The organism is Micromonospora sp. NPDC048040 (assembly GCF_055587185.1).
Genome location: NZ_JBVJGT010000005.1, coordinates 21,608 through 44,524 on the forward strand (window position 1 = coordinate 21,608; position 22,917 = coordinate 44,524).

The 22,917-nt window shown below is 73.7% G+C and carries 20 protein-coding genes and 1 tRNA gene; 11 read left to right on the forward strand and 10 right to left on the reverse strand.

The features are described from left to right. Nucleotides 1-172: 172 nt before the first annotated feature. Genes hisC through hppD form a run of 4 tightly spaced genes read right to left on the reverse strand, consistent with a single transcriptional unit; the run spans nt 173 to nt 4,149 of the window. Nucleotides 173-1,276, reverse strand: coding sequence for a histidinol-phosphate transaminase (gene hisC, locus ACZ6O2_RS08090; protein WP_466022398.1), 1,104 nt, complete (start codon nt 1,274-1,276; stop codon nt 173-175). After that, nucleotides 1,273-2,193, reverse strand: coding sequence for an RDD family protein (locus tag ACZ6O2_RS08095; RefSeq protein ID WP_350706763.1), 921 nt, complete (start codon nt 2,191-2,193; stop codon nt 1,273-1,275). The genes hisC and ACZ6O2_RS08095 overlap by 4 nt, the downstream gene beginning before the upstream one ends. 22 nt (nt 2,194-2,215) lie before the next feature. Then, the gene (locus ACZ6O2_RS08100) at nt 2,216-2,932 is read right to left on the reverse strand and encodes an RDD family protein (RefSeq protein WP_466022399.1); all 717 of its coding nucleotides are present in this window, start codon (nt 2,930-2,932) and stop codon (nt 2,216-2,218) included. Between the two features lie 11 nt (nt 2,933-2,943). After that, entirely contained in the window at nt 2,944-4,149 is a 1,206-nt protein-coding gene (gene hppD, locus ACZ6O2_RS08105) for a 4-hydroxyphenylpyruvate dioxygenase (RefSeq protein ID WP_357463385.1), read from the reverse strand. Between the two features lie 158 nt (nt 4,150-4,307). Between hppD and ACZ6O2_RS08110 the strand changes: the two genes are divergently transcribed. The 3 genes from ACZ6O2_RS08110 (at nt 4,308) to ACZ6O2_RS08120 (ending at nt 8,094) form a co-directional block, all read left to right on the forward strand. Further along, on the forward strand, nt 4,308-4,796 hold the full coding sequence (locus ACZ6O2_RS08110) for an Lrp/AsnC family transcriptional regulator (protein WP_350706769.1): 489 nt from the start codon (nt 4,308-4,310) through the stop codon (nt 4,794-4,796). A gap of 129 nt (nt 4,797-4,925) precedes the next feature. After that, nucleotides 4,926-6,359: an outer membrane protein assembly factor BamB family protein gene (locus ACZ6O2_RS08115; RefSeq protein ID WP_466022400.1), complete on the forward strand. Its 1,434-nt coding sequence runs from the start codon at nt 4,926-4,928 to the stop codon at nt 6,357-6,359. Between the two features lie 67 nt (nt 6,360-6,426). Then, complete coding sequence (locus ACZ6O2_RS08120) at nt 6,427-8,094, forward strand: fumarate hydratase (RefSeq protein WP_466022401.1); 1,668 nt, start codon at nt 6,427-6,429, stop codon at nt 8,092-8,094. A gap of 60 nt (nt 8,095-8,154) precedes the next feature. Here ACZ6O2_RS08120 and ACZ6O2_RS08125 read toward each other — a convergent pair whose 3' ends face one another. Next, on the reverse strand, nt 8,155-9,879 hold the full coding sequence (locus tag ACZ6O2_RS08125; RefSeq protein ID WP_466022402.1) for a hypothetical protein: 1,725 nt from the start codon (nt 9,877-9,879) through the stop codon (nt 8,155-8,157). A gap of 362 nt (nt 9,880-10,241) precedes the next feature. Between ACZ6O2_RS08125 and ACZ6O2_RS08130 the strand changes: the two genes are divergently transcribed. Further along, nucleotides 10,242-11,651 (forward strand): class II fumarate hydratase, encoded by a 1,410-nt coding sequence (locus ACZ6O2_RS08130; protein ID WP_466022403.1) that lies wholly within the window; start codon nt 10,242-10,244, stop codon nt 11,649-11,651. A gap of 254 nt (nt 11,652-11,905) precedes the next feature. Here ACZ6O2_RS08130 and ACZ6O2_RS08135 read toward each other — a convergent pair whose 3' ends face one another. After that, entirely contained in the window at nt 11,906-12,472 is a 567-nt protein-coding gene (locus tag ACZ6O2_RS08135) for a CGNR zinc finger domain-containing protein (RefSeq protein ID WP_466022404.1), read from the reverse strand. Nucleotides 12,473-12,548: 76 nt separating this feature from the next. Here ACZ6O2_RS08135 and ACZ6O2_RS08140 point away from each other — a divergent pair, with 76 nt between their 5' ends. Continuing rightward, a complete protein-coding gene (locus ACZ6O2_RS08140) occupies nt 12,549-13,514 on the forward strand; it encodes an EamA family transporter (RefSeq protein WP_350706780.1) in 966 nt (321 codons plus the stop codon). 136 nt (nt 13,515-13,650) lie between these two features. Here ACZ6O2_RS08140 and ACZ6O2_RS08145 read toward each other — a convergent pair whose 3' ends face one another. Beyond that, nucleotides 13,651-14,565, reverse strand: coding sequence for a hypothetical protein (locus tag ACZ6O2_RS08145; protein ID WP_466022405.1), 915 nt, complete (start codon nt 14,563-14,565; stop codon nt 13,651-13,653). Nucleotides 14,566-14,832: 267 nt separating this feature from the next. Continuing rightward, the gene (locus ACZ6O2_RS08150; protein ID WP_350706784.1) at nt 14,833-15,480 is read right to left on the reverse strand and encodes an IclR family transcriptional regulator; all 648 of its coding nucleotides are present in this window, start codon (nt 15,478-15,480) and stop codon (nt 14,833-14,835) included. Nucleotides 15,481-15,543: 63 nt separating this feature from the next. On the opposite strand from ACZ6O2_RS08150, the gene cysS reads away from it, so the two are divergent. Further along, entirely contained in the window at nt 15,544-16,959 is a 1,416-nt protein-coding gene (gene cysS / locus ACZ6O2_RS08155) for a cysteine--tRNA ligase (protein ID WP_466022406.1), read from the forward strand. Next, the gene (gene rlmB, locus ACZ6O2_RS08160; protein WP_350706788.1) at nt 16,959-18,092 is read left to right on the forward strand and encodes a 23S rRNA (guanosine(2251)-2'-O)-methyltransferase RlmB; all 1,134 of its coding nucleotides are present in this window, start codon (nt 16,959-16,961) and stop codon (nt 18,090-18,092) included. Before cysS ends, rlmB begins: the two co-directional genes overlap by 1 nt. A gap of 75 nt (nt 18,093-18,167) precedes the next feature. On the opposite strand, the gene ACZ6O2_RS08165 is transcribed toward rlmB, so the two are convergent. Next, nucleotides 18,168-19,259, reverse strand: a complete 1,092-nt coding sequence (locus ACZ6O2_RS08165) for an ABC transporter ATP-binding protein (protein ID WP_350706790.1) — start codon at nt 19,257-19,259, stop codon at nt 18,168-18,170. A 333-nt stretch (nt 19,260-19,592) separates the two neighbouring features. On the opposite strand from ACZ6O2_RS08165, the gene ACZ6O2_RS08170 reads away from it, so the two are divergent. Beyond that, nucleotides 19,593-19,669: transfer RNA gene (locus tag ACZ6O2_RS08170), tRNA-Thr, on the forward strand. Nucleotides 19,670-19,783: 114 nt separating this feature from the next. On the opposite strand, the gene ACZ6O2_RS08175 is transcribed toward ACZ6O2_RS08170, so the two are convergent. Further along, entirely contained in the window at nt 19,784-20,569 is a 786-nt protein-coding gene (locus ACZ6O2_RS08175) for a hypothetical protein (RefSeq protein WP_466022407.1), read from the reverse strand. Nucleotides 20,570-20,796: 227 nt separating this feature from the next. Here ACZ6O2_RS08175 and ACZ6O2_RS08180 point away from each other — a divergent pair, with 227 nt between their 5' ends. The 3 genes from ACZ6O2_RS08180 to ACZ6O2_RS08190 all read left to right on the forward strand — a co-directional run bounded on the left by ACZ6O2_RS08180 (nt 20,797) and on the right by ACZ6O2_RS08190 (nt 22,841). Further along, the gene (locus ACZ6O2_RS08180; protein ID WP_350706794.1) at nt 20,797-21,201 is read left to right on the forward strand and encodes an AraC family transcriptional regulator; all 405 of its coding nucleotides are present in this window, start codon (nt 20,797-20,799) and stop codon (nt 21,199-21,201) included. 35 nt (nt 21,202-21,236) lie between these two features. After that, entirely contained in the window at nt 21,237-21,656 is a 420-nt protein-coding gene (locus ACZ6O2_RS08185) for a VOC family protein (RefSeq protein ID WP_350706796.1), read from the forward strand. A gap of 411 nt (nt 21,657-22,067) precedes the next feature. Then, nucleotides 22,068-22,841 (forward strand): enoyl-CoA hydratase/isomerase family protein, encoded by a 774-nt coding sequence (locus ACZ6O2_RS08190; RefSeq protein ID WP_350707173.1) that lies wholly within the window; start codon nt 22,068-22,070, stop codon nt 22,839-22,841. Nucleotides 22,842-22,917: the final 76 nt, after the last annotated feature.

Sequence of the window (22,917 nt, forward strand, 5' to 3'; positions counted from 1 at the left end):
CTTCGCGGTCTACGCGTACCGCCGGCGGGCCCGGTTCCGGCCGCCGGTTCCGGCCGCCTGAGACGTCCGGGTCGGTCCGCGGGGGGATGGCGGACCGGCCCGGTCACCGCCGGGCGCCCGACCCGGCCGGCCGCGGGACGCCCGTCGGCCGGCCGGATCGGGGCGACCCGGCTCAGGCCAGCGCCGCCTCGGCGGCGGCGAGGAAGGCGTCGTTCTCGGCCGGGGTGCCGATGGTGACCCGGACCCCGTCGCCGGGGAACGGCCGGACGATCACGCCCCGGGCCTCGCACGCCTTGCCGAAGTCCACCGCCCGGTCGCCCAGCGGCAGCCATACGAAGTTCGCCTGGCTGCCCGGCACGTCCGGGACGAGCTTGCGCAGCGCCTCGGTCACCCGGTCGCGCTCCGCCACGACGAGGTCGCACCGCCGCTGGACCTCGTCGGCCTGGCCGAGCGCGGCGAGCGCGCCCGCCTGCGCGGCCATGCTGGTGGAGAACGGCGTGACGACCTTGCGCACGGCCGCCGCCACCGCCGGCTGGGCGACCAGGAAGCCGATCCGCAGGCCGGCCAGGCCCCAGGCCTTGGAGAGCGTCCGCAGCACGACCACGTTCGGCCGGTCGAGGTAGGTGAGACCGTCCGGCACCTCGGGGTCGGTGACGAACTCCCGGTACGCCTCGTCGATGACCACGAGCACGTCCTCGCCGACCGCGTCGAGGAACCGGTCCAGCTCGGCCCGGCGGACGGACGTCCCGGTCGGGTTGTTCGGGTTGCAGACCAGGATCATCCGGGTGCGGTCGGTCACCGCCGCCGCCATCGCGGCCAGGTCGTGCCCGTGCCCGGCGTCGTTGGGCACCCGCACGCTGGTCGCGCCGCTGGTCGCCGCGATGATCGGGTACGCCTCGAAGGAGCGCCACGAGTAGAGCAGCTCGTCCCCGGGCAGGCAGGTGGCCCGGACGAGGTGCTCGGCCAGCGCCACCGAGCCGCAGCCGGTGGCGATCCGGTCGGCGTCCACGCCGTACCGCTCGGCCAGCGCCCCGCGCAGCGCGACCACGCCCATGTCCGGGTAGCGGTGCACCCCGGCGACGGCCTCGGCGACGGCCTCCACCACGCCGGGCAGCGGCCCGTACGGGACCTCGTTGCTGGCCAGCTTGATCGCCTCGGGGAGCCCGAGCTCGCGGGCCAGGTCGGCCGGGCTGCGGCCGGGCACGTAGTTGGGCAGCGCGTCCAGGTCGGCGCGGGTCAGCCGCAGCGCCGGCTGGTGGCGTCCGGTGTCGGTCATGGGGTGTCTCCCGAGGGGTCGGTTCGGTCGTCCGGGGTGGTCCGGCGGGTGCGGGGGAGCTGGACCACCACGGTCTGCGCCCGCTTGTCGTGCAGGGCCTGGCGCAGCGGGTGGTCGAAGAGTGGGGAGATCGCGTCGACGAGCTGGAGCAGCAGGCCGAGGCCGCAGCAGTACCACAGCAGGGTGGGCAGGCCGAGGGTGTTCCACCGGCGCAGCGCCCGGCCGAAGCCGAGCGGCTCGTCGGCGGCCACCGGGAGCACCTTGATGCCCACCACCCGCTTGCCGAAGGTCTGCCCGCCGGCGGCCGTCGTCGGCACCTCGTACGCGAGCCAGAGCGCGGTGGCGATCAGCAGGATGACGACCTGGAGGCCGCCGGCCTGCTCGCTGGGCTGCGGCAGCCCCTCGGTGGAGGTGTCCCCGGCCAGCGCCCGCCGGAACACCTCCCGCCAGTACGGGGTGACCTCCTCGACCAGCCGCCACACGAACCAGCCGTTCACCACGGCGTTCAGGGCGAACACGATGGCGAAGTCGATCATCCGGGCGATCAGCCGGGCGCCGAACCCGGCCAGCGGGAGCCCGTGCGGGCGGGGCTCCGGCGGCCGTCCCGGCCAGGTCCCCGGCGACCAGCCGGGCGGCGGCCCCTGCGGGTGACCGTGGCCTCGCGGCGGCTGCCAGGGATAGGGCTGCCCGGGGTACGGCTGCCCGGGGTGGGGTCGCCGGCCCGCGGGCGCGCCCGGCGCGGAGACCGGTGCCGCGGGCGGCGTCGGGGCGGGCGCGGGCGGCGGCTCGGGCGGCGGTGGTCCCTCGGGCGGGGTGGCGTCGACGGGGATCGGCGCGCCGATCCAGCCCTCGCCGTCCCACCAGCGTCGGGTGTCCGGATCGGCCGGGTCGACGTACCAGCCCGGTTCGACGCTCACGGCCTGGCCTCGCTGCGCTCGCTCACGCAGACACCTTAACGACGACGGTGCCGGCGAACTTGTCGTGGAGGCACTGCTGCCAGGGCTTGTCCCACAGTTGCCAGAGCCCGTCGAGGTAGCTGAGGCCGGGGAGGAACATCGCGGCGACGTGCTGCACGGCGTACCGCTTGCCGGCCATCCGCCGGTCCAGCGTGGCGGCCGGGTCGAGCGGCACGACCCGCAGCTTCATCACCCGCTTGCCGAAGGTCTGCCCCGTGCGCTTCATGTACTCCACGTGGTAGAGCCAGTAGAGCCCGAGCATCAGCACCATCAGGCCCAGTTCGAGCAGGAGTATCGGCAGCATGAAGTCGGTCATGAAGGACCCGGGGTCCGGCTCGACGAGGGTGCCGTCCGGGTTCGTCCGGGTCAGCTCGGCCATCATGTTCCACCAGAGCAGCAGGAACGCCGGCAGGAAGAGGACCATCGCCACCAGCGTGCTCAGCCCGATGTCGATCAGCGCGGCCAGGAACCGGTCGCCGAAGCTGGCGAGCGGCTGGCCGCCGGGGCCGAGCGGCGGCGGCGCGGGGTGCGGGGACCAGCCGGGTGGCGGGGCCCAGCCCGGCGGGACGTGCCCGGGTGGGGCGTACTGCGGCGGCACCGCGTACGCCTGGCTGGTCGGGCCGGAGGGCGGCGCGAAGCCGCCGGCGGCGGGCGTGGGCCCACCGGCCGGCGGCGTCGGGTACGACGGAGGCTGCGTCACGCTCGACAGTGTTACAGGTTGCCGCGCTTCTCCTGCTCGCGCTCGATGGCCTCGAAGAGCGCCTTGAAGTTGCCCTTGCCGAAGCCGAGCGAGCCGTGCCGCTCGATCAGCTCGAAGAAGACGGTCGGGCGGTCCTGCACCGGCTTGGTGAAGATCTGCAGCAGGTAGCCGTCCTCGTCCCGGTCCACCAGGATCTTGCGGGCCTTCAGTTCCTCGATCGGCACCCGCACCTGGCCGATCCGGGCGCGCAGCTCCGGGTCGTCGTAGTAGGAGTCCGGGGTGTCCAGGAACTCGACGCCGGCGGCGCGCATCGCGTCGACGCTGGCCAGGATGTCGTTGGTGGCCACGGCGATGTGCTGGGCACCCGGGCCCTGGTAGAACTCCAGGTACTCGTCGATCTGCGACTTCTTGCGGGCGATCGCCGGCTCGTTGAGCGGGAACTTCACCTTGCGGGTGCCGCTGGCGACGACCTTGCTCATCAGCGCCGAGTAGTCGGTGGCGATGTCGTCGCCGACGAACTCGGCCATGTTCGAGAAGCCCATGACGCGCTTGTAGAACTCGACCCACTCGTCCATCCGGCCGAGCTCGACGTTGCCGACCACGTGGTCGACGGCCTGGAAGAAGCGCTTCGGCTGGACGCCGGCGTCGATCATCGGCTGCCGGTCCACGATCGGCTTGCGGGCCACGAAACCGGGCAGGAACGGGCCGGTGTAGCGGGACCGGTCGACCAGCGTGTGCCGGGTGTCGCCGTACGCGGCGATGGCGGCCAGCCGGACGGTGCCGTGCTCGTCGCTGACGTCGTGCGGCTCGACGAGGCCGGTCGCGCCCTGCGCGGTGGCGTGCGCGTACGCGGCGTCGACGTCCGGGACCTCCAGCGCGATGTCGGAGACGCCGTCGCTGTGCTTCGCGACGTGCTCGGCGCCCTCGGCGTCCGGGCGGACCGCGCCGGTCAGCACGAACCGGGCCGAGCCGCTGGTCAGCACGTACTGGGCGTGGTCGCGGTAGCCCTGCTCCGGCCCCCGGTACGCCACACACGTCATCCCGAACGCGGTGGAGTAGTAGTGCGCCGCCTGCTTGGCGTTGCCCACCAGGAAGTGCACGTGGTCGAGGCCCTTGACGGGGAACGGGTCGCGGCTGATGTCGTGGTCGACGGCGCCGACGAGCACGTCGATGTCGACGTCGTCGGTCCCGTGGGGTCGGTCGATCGCCTGGGTCATCGCGGTCTCCCTCAAGTACCGGTCGGCCTCGTGGCCGTCGCCGTGGTCGGTGCGGGTCGTTCTGCTGGTTCTGTGGCGAGGATCGCGGTGACCCGGCGCACTGGGCAACTGTCGGCGTGGGAGCTGGTCAGGTTGCGCATTCAGTAGGGTATTCAGCCATGAACGCTGGTCAGGCTGTACAGCTCGACGCCCTCGACGCGCGGTTGATCGAACTGCTCGCCGAGGAGCCGCGGATCGGGGTCCTGGAGTGCTCCCGGCGCCTCGGGGTCGCCCGCGGCACCGTGCAGGCCCGGCTCGACAAGCTGGTCGAGCGGGGGGTCGTCGGCGGGTTCGGTCCGGAGATCTCCCCGGCGGCGATCGGGTTCGGGGTGACCAGCTTCGTCACGCTGGAGATCAGCCAGCGGCACGGGCACGACCGGGTGGCCGCGCACCTGGCCGCGATCCCGGAGGTGCTGGAGGCGCACACCATCACCGGCTCCAGCGACCTGCTCTGCCGGATCGTGGCCCGCTCGAACACCGACCTCCAGCGGGTGATCGACCAGATCGTCTCGTACGAGGGCATCCGCCGCGCCTCGACGATCATCGCGCTGGCCGAGCAGATCCCGTACCGCACCCTCCCCCTGGTCCGCTCCGCCGCCCGGGGGTGAGGAAGGCGCCCCTCCTGTGCCCAGGAGCGACGGCAGCCGGTCCTTCCCTACCGCACCCGCGCCGAGAAAGGGCGGCGACACGGCGGCACGGGACGGCAAGAGCACGGCGGTCGTCGCTACGGTGTGCGTGTGGCGAAGGCGGGCGGCCTCGGATGGCGTGGCGGGCTGCTGCTCGCGCTGATCGTGGTCGTCGTGCTCGCCGCGACCGGAGTGTGGAACCCGTTCCCCGGCGTGTGGGACTGGGTCGACCGCAGCGAGCCGATCTCCGAGCCGGACGTGGTCTGGCAGCAGCGGGTCGGCGGCACCCCGCGCAGCGTGACCATCGCGGGCGACACCGTGGTGGTCGAGCAGCGCACCCGGGTGGAAGCGCGCAGCCTCGCCACCGGCGACCAGTTGTGGGAGCGCAAGGCCGACTGGTCCGCGGTGGCCGGCGGCGACCGGGACGCGGTCGTCGTCGTGGGCAAGCTCCTGGTCAAGGGGTACGAGGTGCTCGACCCGACCACCGGCGCCACGCGGCGGCGCGACGGCGACGCGGTGGCCGTCTGGACGTACCGCAACCTGCTGCTCGACGCCCGCTGCGTCGACGCCACCGACTGCACGATCAGCGCCTGGGAGCCGCGCGGCACCGCCCCGGTGTGGACGGCCTTCGTGCCCGGCGTGCGCAGCGGGCTGCTCGGCGACAACCCGGGGCTGCTCGGCACCCGCCGGCTCGACGCCGTCCGGATCGACGAGGAGGTGGCGGGGCCGGAGGCGGTGCCGCCGCTGCTCGGTTTCCCCATCGACGGCCGGGTGCACGTGCTCGACACCGCCACCGGGCGGGTGCTCCAGAACGTCGAGCCCGGCCGGGACGAGCGGCTGTCGGTGGTCGGCGGCCGGCTCCTGCGGATCACCGCCCGATCCCAGGACGGCACCTGCTACTTCGCCATCTCCGGCCGGGACCCGACGACGGGCCGGGAGACCTGGCAGCGGGCCGGGGTCAACCTGCGCACCGCCGACAACGCCGGCTGCGTGCAGCGGGAGGACCCACAGGGGGCGCGGAACGTGCTGATCGGCGTCGCCCCGGACGCCCGCGAGGCGGTCCTCGACGGGTACGACGGGCGGCTGCTGCTGGTGGCCGCCGCCGGGGAGCGGCTGCTCGCCGTCGACGACCGCCACGCCCTGGTCCGCCCCGCCGACAAGCGGGCGGTGGTCAGCCACGAGCTGGGCACCGGACGGGTCCGGTGGACCCGTCCCGCCGGGGCGAAGGCGGGCGCCGCGCTCACTCCGTACGCGGCGGTGCTCGCCGACGAGAAGCCGTCCCGGCTGGTGGCGCTCGACCCGCGTACCGGGCGGGAGCTGGCGAGCCTGCGGACCGCGGCGAACGCCCTCGCGGTCGGCCCGAACGGCATGGTCATCGGCGAGGGACGGGAGATCGGGTACGTCCGCTTCGGCGGCGCGGCCGGCGCCCCGGCGGGTCCCGGCGACGGCGGCGTCCCCGGTCCCGGCGGCGTCCCGGGCAGCACGGCGGGGGTTCCCGGGCCGGCGGACAGCTGCGGCCCGAAGCGGGAACTCTGCCCCGGGTGAGAGCGGCGTCCCAGGACCGACCCGGCGGGTGCAACTGATCGACCCTTCTGCCCTAGGCTTTCCGCTCATGAGCAGTGCCGCCGCGTTCTCGTACGCTCCCTTGCTGCCGACCGGTCCGGACCAGACGGAATACCGCCTGGTCACCGACGAGGGCGTCGACGTCGTCAACGGCCCGGGAGGCCGCCGGTTCCTCACCGTGGAGCCGACGGCGCTCACCGCCCTCACCGCGGAGGCGATGCACGACATCGCGCACTTCCTGCGCCCCGCGCACCTGGCCCAGCTGCGGTCGATCATCGACGACCCGGCGGCCTCGCCGAACGACCGGTTCGTCGCGCTCGACCTGCTGCGCAACGCCAACATCGCGGCCGGCGGCGTCCTGCCCATGTGCCAGGACACCGGCACCGCGATCGTGATGGGCAAGCGCGGCCGGCACGTGCTCACCGACGGCAGCGACGCCGAGGCCGTCTCGCGCGGCGTCTACCAGGCCTACACCCGGCTCAACCTGCGCTACTCGCAGCTCGCCCCGCTCACCATGTGGGAGGAGCGCAACACCGGCAGCAACCTGCCGGCGCAGGTGGAGATCTACGCCGAGGACCCGGACGGCCACCCCGACGCGTACAAGTTCCTCTTCATGGCCAAGGGCGGCGGCTCGGCCAACAAGTCGTACCTCTACCAGGAGACCAAGGCGCTGCTGAACCCGACGCGGATGATGCAGTTCCTGGAGGAGAAGCTGCGGCTGATCGGCACCTCGGCCTGCCCGCCCTACCACCTGGCCATCGTCATCGGCGGCACCTCCGCCGAGTACGCGCTGAAGACCGCCAAGTACGCCAGCGCCAAGTACCTCGACGCGCTGCCCACCTCCGGCTCGATGACCGCGCACGGCTTCCGCGACCTGGAGCTGGAGGCCGAGGTGCTGGAGCTGACCCGCAACTTCGGCATCGGGGCGCAGTTCGGCGGGCGCTACTTCTGCCACGACGTGCGGGTGGTCCGGCTGCCCCGGCACGGCGCCTCCTGCCCGGTGGCGATCGCCGTCTCCTGCTCCGCGGACCGGCAGGCGGTCGCCAAGATCACCCCGTCGGGCGTGTGGCTGGAGCGCCTCGAAACCGACCCGGCGCGCTACCTGCCCGACGTCACCGAGGCGCAGCTCGACTCCGCCGAGGTGATCCGGGTCGACCTGAACCGGCCGATGGACGAGATCCGCGCCGAGCTGTCCAAGTACCCGGTGAAGACCCGGCTGTCTCTGACCGGCCCGCTGGTCGTGGCCCGCGACATCGCGCACGCCAAGATCGCCGAACGGCTGGACGCCGGCGAGCCCATGCCGCAGTACCTGCGCGACCACGCGGTCTACTACGCCGGCCCGGCCAAGACCCCGGAGGGCTACGCGTCCGGCTCGTTCGGCCCGACCACGGCCGGCCGGATGGACGCGTACGTGGAGAAGTTCCAGGCCGCCGGCGGCTCGCAGGTGATGCTCGCCAAGGGCAACCGGTCCGCCCAGGTCACCCGCTCCTGCCAGCAGCACGGCGGCTTCTACCTCGGCTCGATCGGCGGTCCCGCCGCCCGGCTCGCCCAGGACTGCATCAAGCACGTCGAGGTCCTGGAATACCCGGAGCTGGGCATGGAAGCGGTCTGGAAGATCGAGGTGGAGGACTTCCCGGCCTTCATCGTGGTCGACGACAAGGGCAACGACTTCTTCGCCGAGGTCACCAAGCCGGTGCTGACGGTCGGCCGTCGCTGACCCCGACGTACGCGCGAGGGGCGCGGGCAGTTGCCCGGCGCCCCTCGTCGTTTCCGTACGTCAGCTCGCCCGGCTGGCGTAGAAGGTGCCGCTGAAGGTCTCCGACACGATCCCGTCGCCGGTCCGGGTGTACACGGTGATTCGGTGCAGCCCGGCGGTCGTCGGGGTGTAGCTCACCGAAGCCGACCCGTCGGCGCCCGCCGCGACCGTCTGGGCGGGGAGCCCGTCGAACGAGTAGACGAACTCCGTCACCCCGGGCATGCCGGGCTGGAAGACGAACGTCCCCGGCGTGCCGGCGACCGCACCCTGGATCTTGTTGATCGGGTACTCGACGGAGCTGACCGTCGGCTTGGTCGCGAGGTGGAAGCGGTAGGTGCCCTCGCCCGACGGCAGGTCGCCGGTCGTCCGGCTGCGGACGTACACGTCGTTGTAGCCGGGCTTGGTCGGCGTGATCGTGACCGTGGCCGTGCCGTCGGCCGTCGCGGCGATGGCCTGCTCGGGACCGTCGTTGAGCCGGTAGGTGTACTCGACCACGTCCTCCATCCCGGGGGCGAAGGTCAGGGTGCGCGGCTGGCCGTATCCGGCGGCGGGGTTGGCGTCGCTGATCGTCGGGCGGGTGTCACGGACCCGGAACTCGTAGCCCGTCACCACCGACCGGTTGCCTGCCCGGTCGACCGACTCGACGCTGAGCGTCGTCGGCCCGGCCCGGTCCGGCGTGATGGTCACCGTGGCCGTGCCACCTGCCTGGTCGACGGCCAGGTAGGTGGTCGCGCCGGTCAGGCCGTACCGGAAGCCGACGGTGTCGGTGTCACCGTTGGCGGTGAAGGTGAACTGGCCCGGGATGCCCGGGCCGCCGTACCAGCCGAGATCGTCGGGATAGTCGGTGGAGCTGACCGCCGGGGCTGCGGGCTGCCGCGTGTCGACGGTGAACCGGCACTCCGGTGACCAGGCGGAGGTGTCGCCGACCCCGTCCGTGGCGCGGACGGCGAAGGCGTACGCCCCGTCGACCATCTGGCCGGCCGTGACGTCGTACCGGAAGAGCGACCCGGCGGCCTTGGCCGGGGACGTCCACTCGGTCCGCCTGGTCGGGTCGTTCACCGGCCACCAGGCGAAGGTGGCGGTCACCGGCTCGGCGTTCGGCGGTACCGCGTCCGGGTCGGTGACCTTCGCCGCCAGGTACGGCGTGGTCGTGCCGATGTGCAGCTCGTCGGCGCAGGGGAGCCCGTTGACTCCCAGGTCGGCTGGTACGTCCGGCGGCGTGTTCGCCTCGATGGAGATGCCGAGCTCCCTGATCCAGCGACCGTAGGGCAGCTTCTCCTCGTGGTCTCCGGCGATCCGCGCCATGAAGGTGATCGAGGTCTGTCCGGCCTCGACCGCCTGCCGTACCGCCTCGGTGAGCGGCACTTCCAGTTGTCCCTGGCAAGGAGCGGTCGGCGCGATGTCGGCGATCTTCTCCCGAACCGCGGGTGACGTCTCCCAGGTTGGTGCGCTGGTCGGTACGTCGGTCCGCCACAGCTCGATTTCGCGTGGCTTCGCGCAGTCGTTGACCGCCGTCTCCTCGGTGACCCCGAGTGCGCGGATGATGTGCTTGCCCTGGAACGGAGAGAGGTTGTAGGTGAAGTAGGCCCGCGAGGTGTGTTTGTCGTCGTCGGACTCCCAGGTGCCGACCGGCACGGTGCCGTCGGCCTCGGGAACAGCGGTCGACGGCTGACGGGCGTCGGTCCAACTGCCGCTGGTCGGCAGGATGAACCGGCTCGGCCCGGCGGTTGCCGGCTCGGCGGTCATGACCAGGGCGCTGGTCGTGAGGAGGAGGGCGGCGAACCCTGCGGTCGGGAGGATTCGGCGCGTACGCCGGCCGGCCAAGCTGATGGAATTCTGTGGGGCGTGCAAAATCGAACCTCCGGGATATCAGAAGTTCGACGATTTTAAGTTCTTTGAATTCTTCGGGCGCGCTGTTTTCGGTCGGCCGCCTTCGCCGTCACTGCCGGCCGGCTGGTGCACTCAGCGGATCGCCCGCGGGTCCTGGCGGTGCGCGCGCCCGACCTGCGCGGCCTCCGGCCTGCCGTGAGCGCGGCGGCGGGCAGTCCGGCGAGATGTGACGGAACGGTCAGCGCGATCATCTGCGGGTCGACGGCGAGCGCGGCAGGATGGTACGCGTGACGACTCCAGAGGCGACGGGCTACCGGATCGAACGCGACTCGATGGGCGAGGTGGAGGTGCCCGCCGAGGCGCTGTGGCGGGCGCAGACGCAGCGCGCGGTGCAGAATTTCCCGATCTCGGGCCGGGGCATCGAGCCGGCCCAGATCCGGGCGCTGGCCCAGATCAAGGGGGCGGCGGCCCAGGTCAACGGCGAGCTGGGCGTGATCGACGCGGACGTGGCCGCGGCGATCGCCGCCGCGGCGGCGCACGTGGCCGACGGCGGCTACGACGACCAGTTCCCGATCGACGTGTTCCAGACCGGCTCCGGCACGTCGTCGAACATGAACACCAACGAGGTCATCGCCACCCTGGCCAGCCGGGAACTGGGCCGGGACGTGCACCCGAACGACGACGTGAACGCCTCGCAGTCCAGCAACGACGTGTTCCCGTCGTCGATCCACCTGGCCGCCACCGAGGCCGTCGCGCGGGACCTGCTGCCCGCGCTGGCCCACCTCGCGGAGGCGCTGGAGGGCAAGGCGGCGGAGTTCGAGACCGTGGTCAAGGCCGGGCGTACCCACCTGATGGACGCCACCCCGGTGACCCTGGGCCAGGAGTTCGGCGGGTACGCCGCCCAGGTGCGCTACGGCATCGAGCGGCTGGAGGGGGCGCTGCCCCGGCTGGCCGAGCTGCCGCTCGGCGGTACGGCGGTGGGCACCGGCATCAACACCCCGCTCGGCTTCGCCGCGAAGGTCATCGAGCGGCTGCGGGGCGCGACCGGCCTGCCGCTGACCGAGGCGCGTAACCACTTCGAGGCGCAGGGCGCCCGGGACGCTCTGGTGGAGACCTCGGGGCAGTTGCGCACGCTCGCCGTCGGCCTCTACAAGATCGCCAACGACATCCGCTGGATGGGCTCGGGGCCCCGGGCCGGCCTGCGCGAGCTGCGCATCCCCGACCTCCAGCCCGGCTCGTCGATCATGCCGGGCAAGGTCAACCCGGTGGTTGCCGAGGCGATGCGGCAGGTCTGCGCCCAGGTGATCGGCAACGACGCCGCCGTCGGCTTCGCCGGTTCGCAGGGCGACTTCGAGCTGAACGTCATGCTCCCGGTCATGGGTCGCAACCTGCTGGAGTCGGTCCGGCTGCTCGCCGCGTCGAGCCGCCTCTTCGCCGACCGCCTGGTGGTCGGCCTGGTCGCGGACGCCGAGGTCTGTCTGGCGTACGCGGCGGGCTCGCCCTCGATCGTCACCCCGCTCAACCGCCACCTCGGGTACGACGAGGCCGCCTCGATCGCCAAGGAGGCGCTGGCCAGGCAGGTCTCGATCCGGGAGGTGGTCATCTCCCGGGGGCACGTCGACTCGGGCAAGCTGAGCGAGACCCAGCTCGACGAGGCGCTCGACCTGCTCCGGATGACCCACCCCTGAGCCTCGCCGCCACCGGTCGGTTCCGCCCCGGTCGGTTCCGGGGCCGCGTCAGTAGGCCGGGCACTGTCGAGCTGCCCCGTCCACAGGGCCGGTCGTTCCGTCCCGCCTGCGGTCGCACAGACGGGGCAGCTCGACAGCGTGCGCCGAGGCGCGCCGGGTGTCGCTTCGCCGGCGAACCGCGATGCTCGACCCGGCCGCTGCAGGGCCCGCTCACGTCCGCTTCAGGGCCGCGTCATGTCCGCCTCCGGGCCGCTTCAGGACCGCTTCAGGTCCGCTTCAGGGCCGGGGCGGCCCTGGCGGGCCCGGTAGGCGGCGACGGCGGCGCGGTTGCCGCAGCCCGCGTCGCAGAACCGGCGGGAACGGTTCTTCGACAGGTCGACCAGCACGTTCGCGCAGTCGGGGTGGTCGCAGATCCGCAGCCGGCTCAGCTCGCCGTAGCGCACCAGGTCCGCCATCGCCATCGCCGCCTCCACGGCGATCCGGGTCGCCAGCGGCGCGTCGCGCGGCACGGCGTGGAAGTGGTACGGCTCGTCGTCGTGCGTGATGAGCTGCGGCAACGCGTGGTTCTCGCGGAGCAGCCCGTTGAGGATGGCGACGACCTCGTCGGTGTCGGCGTACCAGATGCGGCGCAGCCGGGGGCGCAGGTCGCGTACCGACCGCAGTTCGGCCTCGGTGTGCTCGTGCCGCCCGGTGTAGCCGTGGGCGACGTAGAAGGCGTCCAGGGCGGCGATGTCGGGCAGCCCCTCGCCGTCGGGGCGGTCGGTGTTGACGAGTGCGGCGGCGGCGGTCAGGGAGCAGACCGTGTCATGGGCGAAAGGCAACTTGACTCCTCTCGGGGCGCCGGCCTAGCGTCATGAGCATAGTGGCAGTTTACTCATGACAGCTGGGAGCGGACCGATGCGCCAACCACCCGCCGCCGGGCTCGGTCTCGGCCTCGCCCTGCTCTCCGCCGTCACGTTCGCCACGTCGGGCACGTTCGCCCGCTCCCTGATCGACGCGGGGTGGTCCGCCGAGGCCGCCGTGGCGGCCCGGGTCGGCATCGCCGCGCTGGTCGTGGCGGTCCCCGCGGCGCTGTCCCTGCGCGGGAAGTGGGACGTGCTGCGGCGCAACCTCGCCGCGATCGGCGTGTTCGGGCTGCTCGGGGTCGCCACCGCGCAGGTCTGCTTCTTCAACGCGGTCCGCTACCTGCCGGTCGGCGTCGCGCTGCTGCTGGAGTACCTCGGCATCATCCTGGTCGTGGGCTGGATGTGGCTGGTCCACGGGCACCGCCCCCGCCGGCTGACCGTGGCCGGCTCGGTGGCGGCGATCGCCGGCCTGTTCTTCGTCCTCGACCTGACCGGCGCCACCGGGCTCGACCCGGTGGGTGTGCTGTGGGGGCTGGGGGCGGCCGTCGGCCTCGCCGGCTACTTCGTGCTCGCGGGCCGGGTCGACGCGGGCCTGCCCTCGGTGGCCATGGCCAGCGGCGGCATGGCCGTCGGCGCGGCCGTCCTGTTGCTGCTCGGGGCGGTCGGGGCACTGCCGCTGCGGGCCACCTTCGGCGAGGTCACCTTCGCGGGGCAGCGCACCAGCTGGCTGCTCCCGATCGTCGGCCTGTCGCTGGTCGCCGCCGTGGTCGCGTACCTCGCCGGGATCGCCGGGACCCGCATCCTGGGGGCCCGCCTGTCGTCGTTCGTCGGGCTGACCGAGGTGATGTTCGCCGTCCTCATCGCCTGGCTTGTGCTGGGCGAACTGCCGACCGTCGTGCAGCTCTTCGGCGGCGCCCTGATCGTCGCCGGCGTCGCGCTGGTGCGTGTCGACGAGCTACGCGCGCCCCGGCCGGAGGGGCGCCCGGAGCCACGCCCCACGGAGCCCTCCCTCTCCTGAGTGCGGGCTCGCGGGCGAGCCCGCCTTCGAGCTGTACGCGCACGAGAACGGCCTGCCGGGGAAGCCGGACGCCGAAGCGTCCACGGTGGCGGAACTGCCCGCCCGGTCGGCCGATCTCCGGGGATGACACGTCCGGTCAGGGCCGCCAGCCCCGGGCGGCGAGCGCGGCGCGCACCTCGCGCAGGACGCCCGGGAAGTCGTGGCGCAGCCGCCGACCCGTCAGGTGCACCACGAGCCAGCCCGCGCCGACGAGCCGGGCGAGCCGGTCCAGGTGCCCACGATCGGCCCCGGCCTGCCGCGACTCGTCGAACTCGACGGCGACGCGGAGCGCCGGCCACGCCAGGTCGAGATGCCAGCCGAGCCCGGACGCGAGCCGGACCGGGTGCCGGGCGACGGGGCGCGGCAGCCCGGCGAGCACCAGCCGCACCCGCAGCTCAGACTCGGCCGGCGACCGGGCGCCCGGATCCGCCAGGCCGAACACCCAGCGCGCCCGCCGACCGCCGGGCCGGGCGGCGTGGCGGCGGGCGAGGTCGGCGAGCGCGGCGCGGCTGGTGAGCCCCTCGGCGAGCAGCGCGTCGACGATGCCGACCGCGCGGAACGGCTCCAACCAGACCGCCGTCTCCCACGCCGCCGCGGTGGGATCCGTCCTCGGGGGTGGGCCGGCGGTCCTGAGGGCCGCCTCCGGTGCGGGCGGCGGCGACGCGACCGGGCCCACGGAGTGCACGCGCAGGCCGCGCTGCGGGCCGAGTCGCGTCGTCCTCGGGACGAGCACGTGCACGTCGTCGGTGAAGGCCGCGGCGTGCCCGACGCCGTGCAGGCAGGCCGCCGAGGGGCCGGCGACGACCGCGTCCGGCGGGAGCCGCAGCATGGCGGCCCGGCAGGCCAGGGCGTGGTCCCGGGGCAGGCGGGCGTCGGCGTAGACGTCGTGCCGCAGGCGCAGCCAGGCCGAACTGCGCAACTGGTGCTCGGTGAGCAGCCCCTGGCGGACCGCGTCCGAGCCGCGGAAGACCTGCCAGGCCAGGGCCCTGGGTCGATGGGGTGCGGGTGGCATACGCGCCAGCCTGCGCGCCGCCCGCCCCGCTCCGGCACCCCTGTGGACGACCGCCGCCGCGCCACGGAACGTCCCCTGTGGACAACCGCCCGCGTGGCCGTCGGATGTGGTAAGGGCCTGTCGGAACGGGGAACGTCGCCCGCCGCTGGTCCGGCGCGTACCCGCCGGCCCCGGCTCGCCCGGTAACGACCCGGCCGCCGCGATGCGTACGCCGAACCGTCGTCGCCGGCACGGACGCGCCGGGCCGGGCCGGGAGGGTGCTGCCGGTCAGGACAGGGCGGTGGCGATGGCGGTGGCGGCGGCGAGGACCTGGGCGCCGACCGCCTCGGTGTCCAGCGGCGCCAGCGCCACCACCCCGACGCTCGCCTCCAGCCCCGGCACGCCGAGCACCGGGGCGGCCACCCCGTACGCCCCGGACTGGAGCTCCCCGGCGGTGCTCACCGGGCCGGCGGCGCCCGTGCGGCCGGCGAGGATGGCCCGCCCGGCCGCCCCGCGCTCCAGCGGGTGCCGCGCCCCCGTCCGGTACGCGACGTGGAACGCCGTCCAGGTCGGCTCCACCACGGCGAGCGCGACCCCCTCCCCGCCCTCGACCACGGTCAGGTGGGCGGTCGCGCCGGCCTGCTCCGCGAGGCGGCGCAGCGCGGGCAGCGCCCCCTCGGCCAGCAGCGGCTGGGCCCGCCGGGCCAGGTGCAGCACCCCGACGCCGAGGCGCAGCCGGCCCTCGCCGTCGCGGCGCAGCATCCCGTGCGCGGTCAGCGCGCCCACCAGCCGGTAGACCGCCGCCCGGCCGATGCCCAGCCGGTTCGCCGCCTCGGTGACGGTCAGCCCGCCCGGCGCGTCGGCGACCAGGTGCAGCAGCCGCAGCCCCCGGTCCAGCGTCTGCGCCGTCTCCCCGCCCCGCGCCGTCGTGTCCACGCCCAGCAGCGTACGACCCGGCTCCGGACAACCCGGGAAAGCGTGGACGGCTACCCTTGTACGGTGACGCTACGCCTGTATGACACCGCCACCCGATCGGTGCGGGACTTCGTCCCGCGGGAAGCCGGCAAGGTGGGGGTCTACCTGTGTGGTCTCACCCTCCAGGCCCCGCCGCACATCGGCCACCTTCGCTCCGGTGTCAACTACGACGTGCTGCGCCGCTGGCTGCTCGCCGCCGGCTACGAGGTCACCTTCATCCGCAACCTGACCGACATCGACGACAAGATCCTGGTCAAGGCGGTGGAGCGGGGGCGGCCGTTCTGGTCGATCGCGTACGCCAACGAGCTGATCCTCACCGAGTCCTACCGGGCGCTCAACGTGCTGCCCCCGACCTACGAGCCGCGGGCCACCGGGCACATCCCGGAGATGCACGAGCTGATCGCCAAGCTGATCGCCGACGGGCACGCCTACCCGGCCACCGACGGCTCCGGCGACGTCTACTTCGACGTCTGCTCCTGGCCGGCGTACGGGTCGCTGTCCAACCAGTCACCCGCCGACATGCAGTCGGCTGGGGACGCCCCCGAACGGGGCAAGCGGGACCCGCGCGACTTCGCGCTCTGGAAGGGCGCCAAGCCCGACGAGCCGGCGGACGCCTACTGGCCGTCGCCGTGGGGGCGGGGCCGGCCGGGCTGGCACATCGAGTGCTCGGCGATGTGCTGGCGCTACCTCGGCGCCGAGTTCGACATCCACGGCGGCGGGCTGGACCTCACCTTCCCGCACCACGAGAACGAGATCGCCCAGTCGCAGGCGGCCGGGCTGCCGTTCGCCCGCTACTGGGTGCACCACGGGCTGCTCAGCATCGCCGGCGCCAAGATGGGCAAGTCGCTCGGCAACGCCCTCGACCTGGCGTACGTCGACTCGCTCGGGGTGCGCCCGGTGGAGCTGCGCTACTACTACGCCGCCGCGCACTACCGCTCCCGCATCGACTACTCGGAGGACGCGCTGCGCGAGGCGGCCGTCGCGTACCGCCGGATCGAGGGCTTCGTGCAGCGGGCCGCCGAGCGCGTCGGCGCCGGCCAGCTCGGCGAGCTGCCGGGTGCCTTCGCCGCGGCGATGGACGACGACCTGAACACCTCCGCCGCGCTCGCCGTCCTGCACGAGGTGGTCCGCGACGGCAACACCGCGCTGACCGGCGGCGACGATGTGACCGTCCGCACGACGCTGGCCGCCGCCCGCGCCATGCTGGATATCCTCGGGGTCGACCCCCTCGACCCGGCGTGGACCGGTGGCGGCCGCGCGGACGACCTGCGTGGCGTGGTGGACTCCCTGATCGCGCTGGCCCTGGAGCAGCGCGCGCAGGCCCGCGGTCGCAAGGACTGGGCCGCCGCCGACGCGGTACGCGACCAGCTCAAGCAGGCCGGCGTGGTGGTCGAGGACACCCCCCAGGGCCCCCGTTGGACTATTGGAGAGCAGGACTGATGGCCGGCAACTCGCAGCGCCGTGGCCGGCGACTGACGCCGAAGGCGGGAGCCCCGAAGGGCTCCGGCGGCAAGAACAAGGACGCCCTCGCCGGGCGGGGCAAAACCCTGCCCGCCGACGAGCGGCCCTGGCACAAGGCCTACTCGGGCACCGAGAAGCTGCCCCAGCGCACCGCCTGGAAGCAGGACAAGGAGCGCCGGGCGGCGGCCGAGGAGGGGCGCGCCCCCAAGGTCGGCCAGCCGGGCACCAAGGACACCACCTGGGGCAAGGGTGGCGGTCGTGGCACGCCGGGTGGCGGCGGGCGCGGCCCCGTCGGCCGGGGCGCTCGTCCCGCCGGCCGTGGCGGCCCCCGGGTGGCCCCGGGCCGCAAGTCCAACCCGGCCAAGGACGCCCCGGAGCTGCTGGTCGGGCGGAACCCGGTGCTGGAGTCGCTGCGTGCCCAGGTGCCGGCGACCGCGCTCTACACCGCGCAGGGCATCGACATGGACGACCGGGTCAACGAGATCGTCCGGACGGCCGCCGACCGGGGCATCGCCATCCTGGAGATCAGCCGCGCCGAGCTGGACCGGATGACCGGCGGGGTGCTGCACCAGGGCGTCGGGCTTCAGGTGCCGCCGTTCGCGTACGAGCCCTTCGAGGACCTCGTCGCGGCGGCGCTGGAGCAGACCGCCCCGCTGCTGGTGGCGCTGGACGGCGTGACCGACCCGCGCAACCTCGGCGCGGTGATCCGGTCCGCCGCCGCCTTCGGCGCGCAGGGTGTCTTCGTACCGGAGCGGCGGGCGGCCGGGATCACCGCGACCGCCTGGCGGACCAGCGCCGGCGCGGCAGCGCGGGTGCCCGTCGCCCAGGTCACCAACCTGACCCGGTCGCTGAAGGCCTGCCAGGACGCCGGCTTCGTGGTGGTCGGCCTGGACGCCGACGGCGAGACCGACCTCTACGACCTGGAGGCCGCGGTCGGCCCACTGGTGGTCGTGGTCGGCTCCGAGGGCCGGGGGCTGTCCCGGCTGGTCGGCGAGACCTGCGACCTCACGGTGAGCATCCCGATGGTCTCCGACGTCGAGTCGCTCAACGCCAGCGTCGCCGCCGCGGTCACCCTCGCCGAGGTGGCCCGCCGCCGGGCTGCCGAGGGCTGAGCCCGCAGACACGAAACGGGTGGCCCGCCGATGGCGGGCCGCCCGTTTTCGCTCACGTCAGCTCGACGCCGTACGTCAGATGCGGTTGCCGGTGGCCGCGTTGAACACGTGGCTGCGGCCCTCGCGCGGCTTGACGAACACGGTGTCGCCCATGTTCGGCATGGTGCGCCGGTCGGTACGGACCACGAAGCGCTCGTTGTTGCCCTCCAGCGCGGCGTGGCCGTAGACGTTGGCGTCCGAGCCGAGGTCCTCGACCAGCTCGACGACGACCGGCATGCCGCCCTCGGTCGGGCTGACCAGGTCGCAGTCCTCCGGCCGGAAGCCGACGGTCACCTTGCTCTCGCCGCCGTCGGCGCGGGCCGCCTCGACCTGCTCACGGGTGAGCGGGATGGTCAGGTCGGCGAACGAGGCGCCCCGCTCGCTCAGCGGCACGGTCTTGATGTTCATGGCGGGGGAGCCCATGAAGCCGGCGACGAAGACGTTGGCCGGGGTGTCGTAGAGCGCCCGCGGGGTGTCCACCTGCTGCAGGACGCCGTCGAGCATGACCGCCACCCGGTGGCCCATGGTCATGGCCTCGACCTGGTCGTGGGTGACGTAGACGGTGGTGACACCCAGCTTGGCCTGCAGCGACGCGATCTGGGTACGGGTCTGCACACGCAGCTTCGCGTCGAGGTTCGACAGCGGCTCGTCCATGAGGAAGACCTGCGGCTCGCGGACGATCGCCCGACCCATGGCCACCCGCTGGCGCTGACCGCCGGAGAGGGCCTTCGGCTTGCGGCCCAGGAACTCCTCGAGCTGGAGCAGTGCCGCCGCCTCCTTGACCCGCCGGTCGATCTCGGCCTTGGAGGTCTTGCGCAGCTTCAGCGCGAACGCCATGTTCTCGTACACCGTCATGTGCGGGTAGAGGGCGTAGTTCTGGAAGACCATCGCGATGTCGCGGGCCTTCGGCGGCAGGTGGGTGACGTCCCGGTCGTCGATGTGGATCGAACCCTGGTCGACGTCCTCCAAGCCGGCGAGCATGCGCAGGCTGGTGGACTTGCCGCAACCGGAGGGGCCGACCAGGACGAGGAACTCGCCGTCGCCGATCTCCAGGTCGAGCTGGTTGACGGCGGGACGCTCGGTGCCCGGGTAGATCCGGGACGCCTTGGCGTAGGTGACCGTAGCCATGGTCAGGTGCTTCCTTTCACCGGCAGGAACGTGCCGGACGATCCGAGTGGAAGGAGCGGCCGGCACGTGCGTGCACCGGCCCACGGGCGACGCGTCGATGATCGAGGTGTCATCCGTGTCACTGCACGGTAAACGGCTTTCCCCGACCTGCCAAGGCGGCGAGCATCGGATGGGACGGATGGCATACACATACCGGGCACTCGGGCACGGGCGGACATCAATCGCCCCCGGTCTTTCGGGTGTCGGGCCGACGCGTGGACGTTTCCGGTGCTCGCAGGGCCTGCCGAGCGGGAAATCCGGACGTCAGTCGCTATGCTGACGTCGACACCACGCGCCCCTGTAGCTCAGCTGGCCAGAGCACTCGCCTTGTAAGCGAGATGTCGCCGGTTCGATCCCGGCCGGGGGCTCCAATTTCCATCGGCCGTCCCGCGCCCGGCGCGCGGGCGCGAGTCGTGCCCGCCGCGGAGGTGCGACCCCGACCGGTCGCCCACCCCGCGTCGCCGGGCGCCTTGCGGCGACGGTCGTCAGCTCCACCTCAGCCTGGCGAGTTCCCGCTCGAACTCGGCGAGGGTGAAGGAGGCACCTTCGGCGGGGGCCAGTCGTAGGGAGTAGGTCGCGTCCCCGGCCTCCCACCACACCGTCCACGGGCGTCCCTGGGCGCCGGTGACGACGCCCCGATGCGGGCCGACGCGGACGGTCGCGACAGGCGCAGGGCGTGCCACGTCGGCGGTGCGGTGCGCGGCCACGAGCAGCGTCGCACCGCCGGGGCCGTTGTAGCCCTGACACCAGCCCTCGTCGCAGCGCGTCGAGAAGGGGCTCCACCGCTTGTCCGAGGGCAGGTCCGGCACATGGCGCTCGAAGTAGGTCGGCGGCGGCAGCGGGCCGGCCGCGTCGCGGAGCACCCGGTCGCCGAGCGGCTCCGCCAGGGACACGACGAGGGGAACCCGGGCGCCGCTGGTGGTGCAGTCGGCGGCGGGCACGATCCGGGCCTCGACCGCGACGACCACCTGGGCGTCGTCCCACGCGGTGATCGTCGCCCGCGGCTGCACGAGCTCCCTGCACCGGGCGTCGCCGGGGCCGACGTGGACGGTGACCGTGGTGTCGTCGCGGCCGACCACCGCCGCCGACCACGGCACCCGGGACGACCCGTCGGGCGACGCCGCCGCCTCGGCCGTGGGCCCGGCTGCTGCCTCGCCGGTGGCGCGGTGCCGGAGGAGGAGACCGCCGACGAGCGCCAGTGCGATGACGGCCGTCGCCGCCGTGAGGGTGATCCGTCGGGTGCGCTCGTCGCGCCCGTCCCTGGTCGTCATGGCCGCCCTCGTCGTCCGGTGGGAGAGCGGATCGTACGCCGACACCGTCGCTCCCGCCGTCCCGTCGTGCGGGCGCGTTCGGGCGGCGGGCTTGTCTCCGTGCCGTGGCTCCCTCCGCGACGGCCCCCGAACCAGCTCCACGTCCGTCGATTCCGCGCCCGCCGCGGGCGCCGTCCGCCGGGCCGGCACGGTCGGGCCACCCGGTGACCAGCGCCTATGCTGGGCCGGTGAGCAGGGCGGCGGAGGAGTCGAACCGGGCCATGCTGCGCGCCCGGGACGCCATGGACCGCGCGTACGACCAGCCGCTGGACATCCCGGCGCTGGCCCGCATCGCGTACGTCTCCGAGGCGCACTTCATCCGCACCTTCCGGGCCACCTTCGGCGAGACCCCGCACCGGTACCTCCAGCGGCGGCGGGTGGAGCGGGCGATGTACCTGCTCCTGCACTCCGACCGGGACGTCACCGACATCTGCTACGCGGTCGGCTTCTCCAGCCTGGGCACGTTCAGCCGCACGTTCCGCCAGATCGTCGGGGAACCGCCGTCGGAGTACCGCAGGCGCAGGGCCCCGGTCGCCGCGGTCGTGCCGAGCTGCTTCACCAAGGCGTGGACCCGACCCAGCAGTTTTGGATAAGCAGCAGGTCAGGGCCACCCCGTAGCGTTCCCGGCATGACGATGAACGCGATCAGCCGCTCCCAGATCTACGTCCTCGACCAGGACGAGGCCCTCGACTTCTATGTCGGCAAGCTCGGCATGGAGGTCAACACCGACGCCGACCTCGGCTTCATGCGTTGGCTGACGGTCAACATCCCCGGCGACCCGGAGCGCGAGATCCTGCTGGAGAAGCCCGGCCCGCCGGCCCTCGACCCGGCCACCGCCGAGCAGGTCCGCGAGCTGCTCACCAAGGGTGCGCTGGGCGGGACCCTCTTCATGACCACCGACGACGCCCACAAGACGTACGAGGACCTGGTCGCCAAGGGGGTCGACATCACCGACGAGCCGATGGAACGCTCGTACGGGATCGACTTCGGCATCCGCGACCCGTTCGGCAACAAGATCCGCATCGGCCAGATGTTCCCCCGGGGCTGACTGGCGACAGGCGACGTTGCTCGGTGAGCAGCTGCGCGGCGTGCCGCTCGACGCGATCCACCACGCCCGCTGCGGCGCGCCGCCGAGACCGCCGGACTGGTCGCGGCGGCGCTGCCCGGGATCCCGGTGCACGCCGCCGAGGAGGTCGGCGACCACCTGCCGCACGACACCGACCCGGCCGGTCTGCCGCCGGCGTACGCCCGACTGCTGGCCGGCTTCTCCCCGGCCGAGCGGGCCGACGGGCCACGGCTGACGGCGGCGGCCGTGCGGCGGTTCGCCACCGCGCCGGCGGACCTGCCACCCCGCGCGGACGGTCGCCGGGCTCCCGCCGTTATGGTCGCCGCACCGGCGCCGCCGACCAGGGCGGCCGGCGTCGCGGCGAGCCGGCGGCACGGCCGGGGCGAAGGGGTGGTGACGGTGGCGGACGCGGAACTCCTCGTCGAGGTGACCGGGGCGGTGGCGACGGTGGTGATCCACAACCCGGCGCGGCGCAACGCGATGACGGCCGGGATGTGGCGGCGGCTGCCGGGGCTGCTCGACGAGTTGGAGGCCGACGCGGGCGTCCGGGTCCTGGTGCTCACCGGCGCCGAGGGCACCTTCTGCGCGGGCGCGGACCTGGCCGAGCTGGACGACCTGCTCGACGACGGCGACCTCGACACGGTGGTGGCCGCCGAGGAACGGCTGGCCGCCTTCGCCAAGCCGACCGTCGCCGCCGTCCGGGGCGCCTGCGTGGGCGGCGGCTGCCAGCTCGCGGTCGCCTGCGACCTGCGGATCGCCGCCACCGACGCGCGGTTCGGCGTGCCACCGGCGCGGCTGGGCCTGGTGTACCCGGCGCCCACCACCCGCCGGCTGGCCCGGCTGGTCGGCCCGGCCGCGGCCAAGCACCTGCTCTTCACCGCCGAGCTGATCGACGCCGAGCGCGCGCTGCGGATCGGGCTGGTCGACGAGGTGCTGCCGGTCGACCGGCTCGCCGCCCGGGTGGACGAGGTCACCGCCGCCGTGGTCGCCCGGTCGCAGCTCACCGTGGCGGCCGCCAAGGAGATCATCGACGGCCGGGCGGACGAGGACCGGGTCGCCTGGTGGCACGGGCAGGTGCGGGCCAGTGGCGAGGCCCGCGAGGGCGTCGCGGCCGTCCACGAGCGCCGCCCGCCCCGCTTCGGCTGGACGCCGCCGGCCCGGCACTGACCGCCGCCGACCCCGCCCGACCGGGCCGCGCGCCGGACACGGTCCGCACATGGGTGGTGCCGGGCGGTGCGGTGGG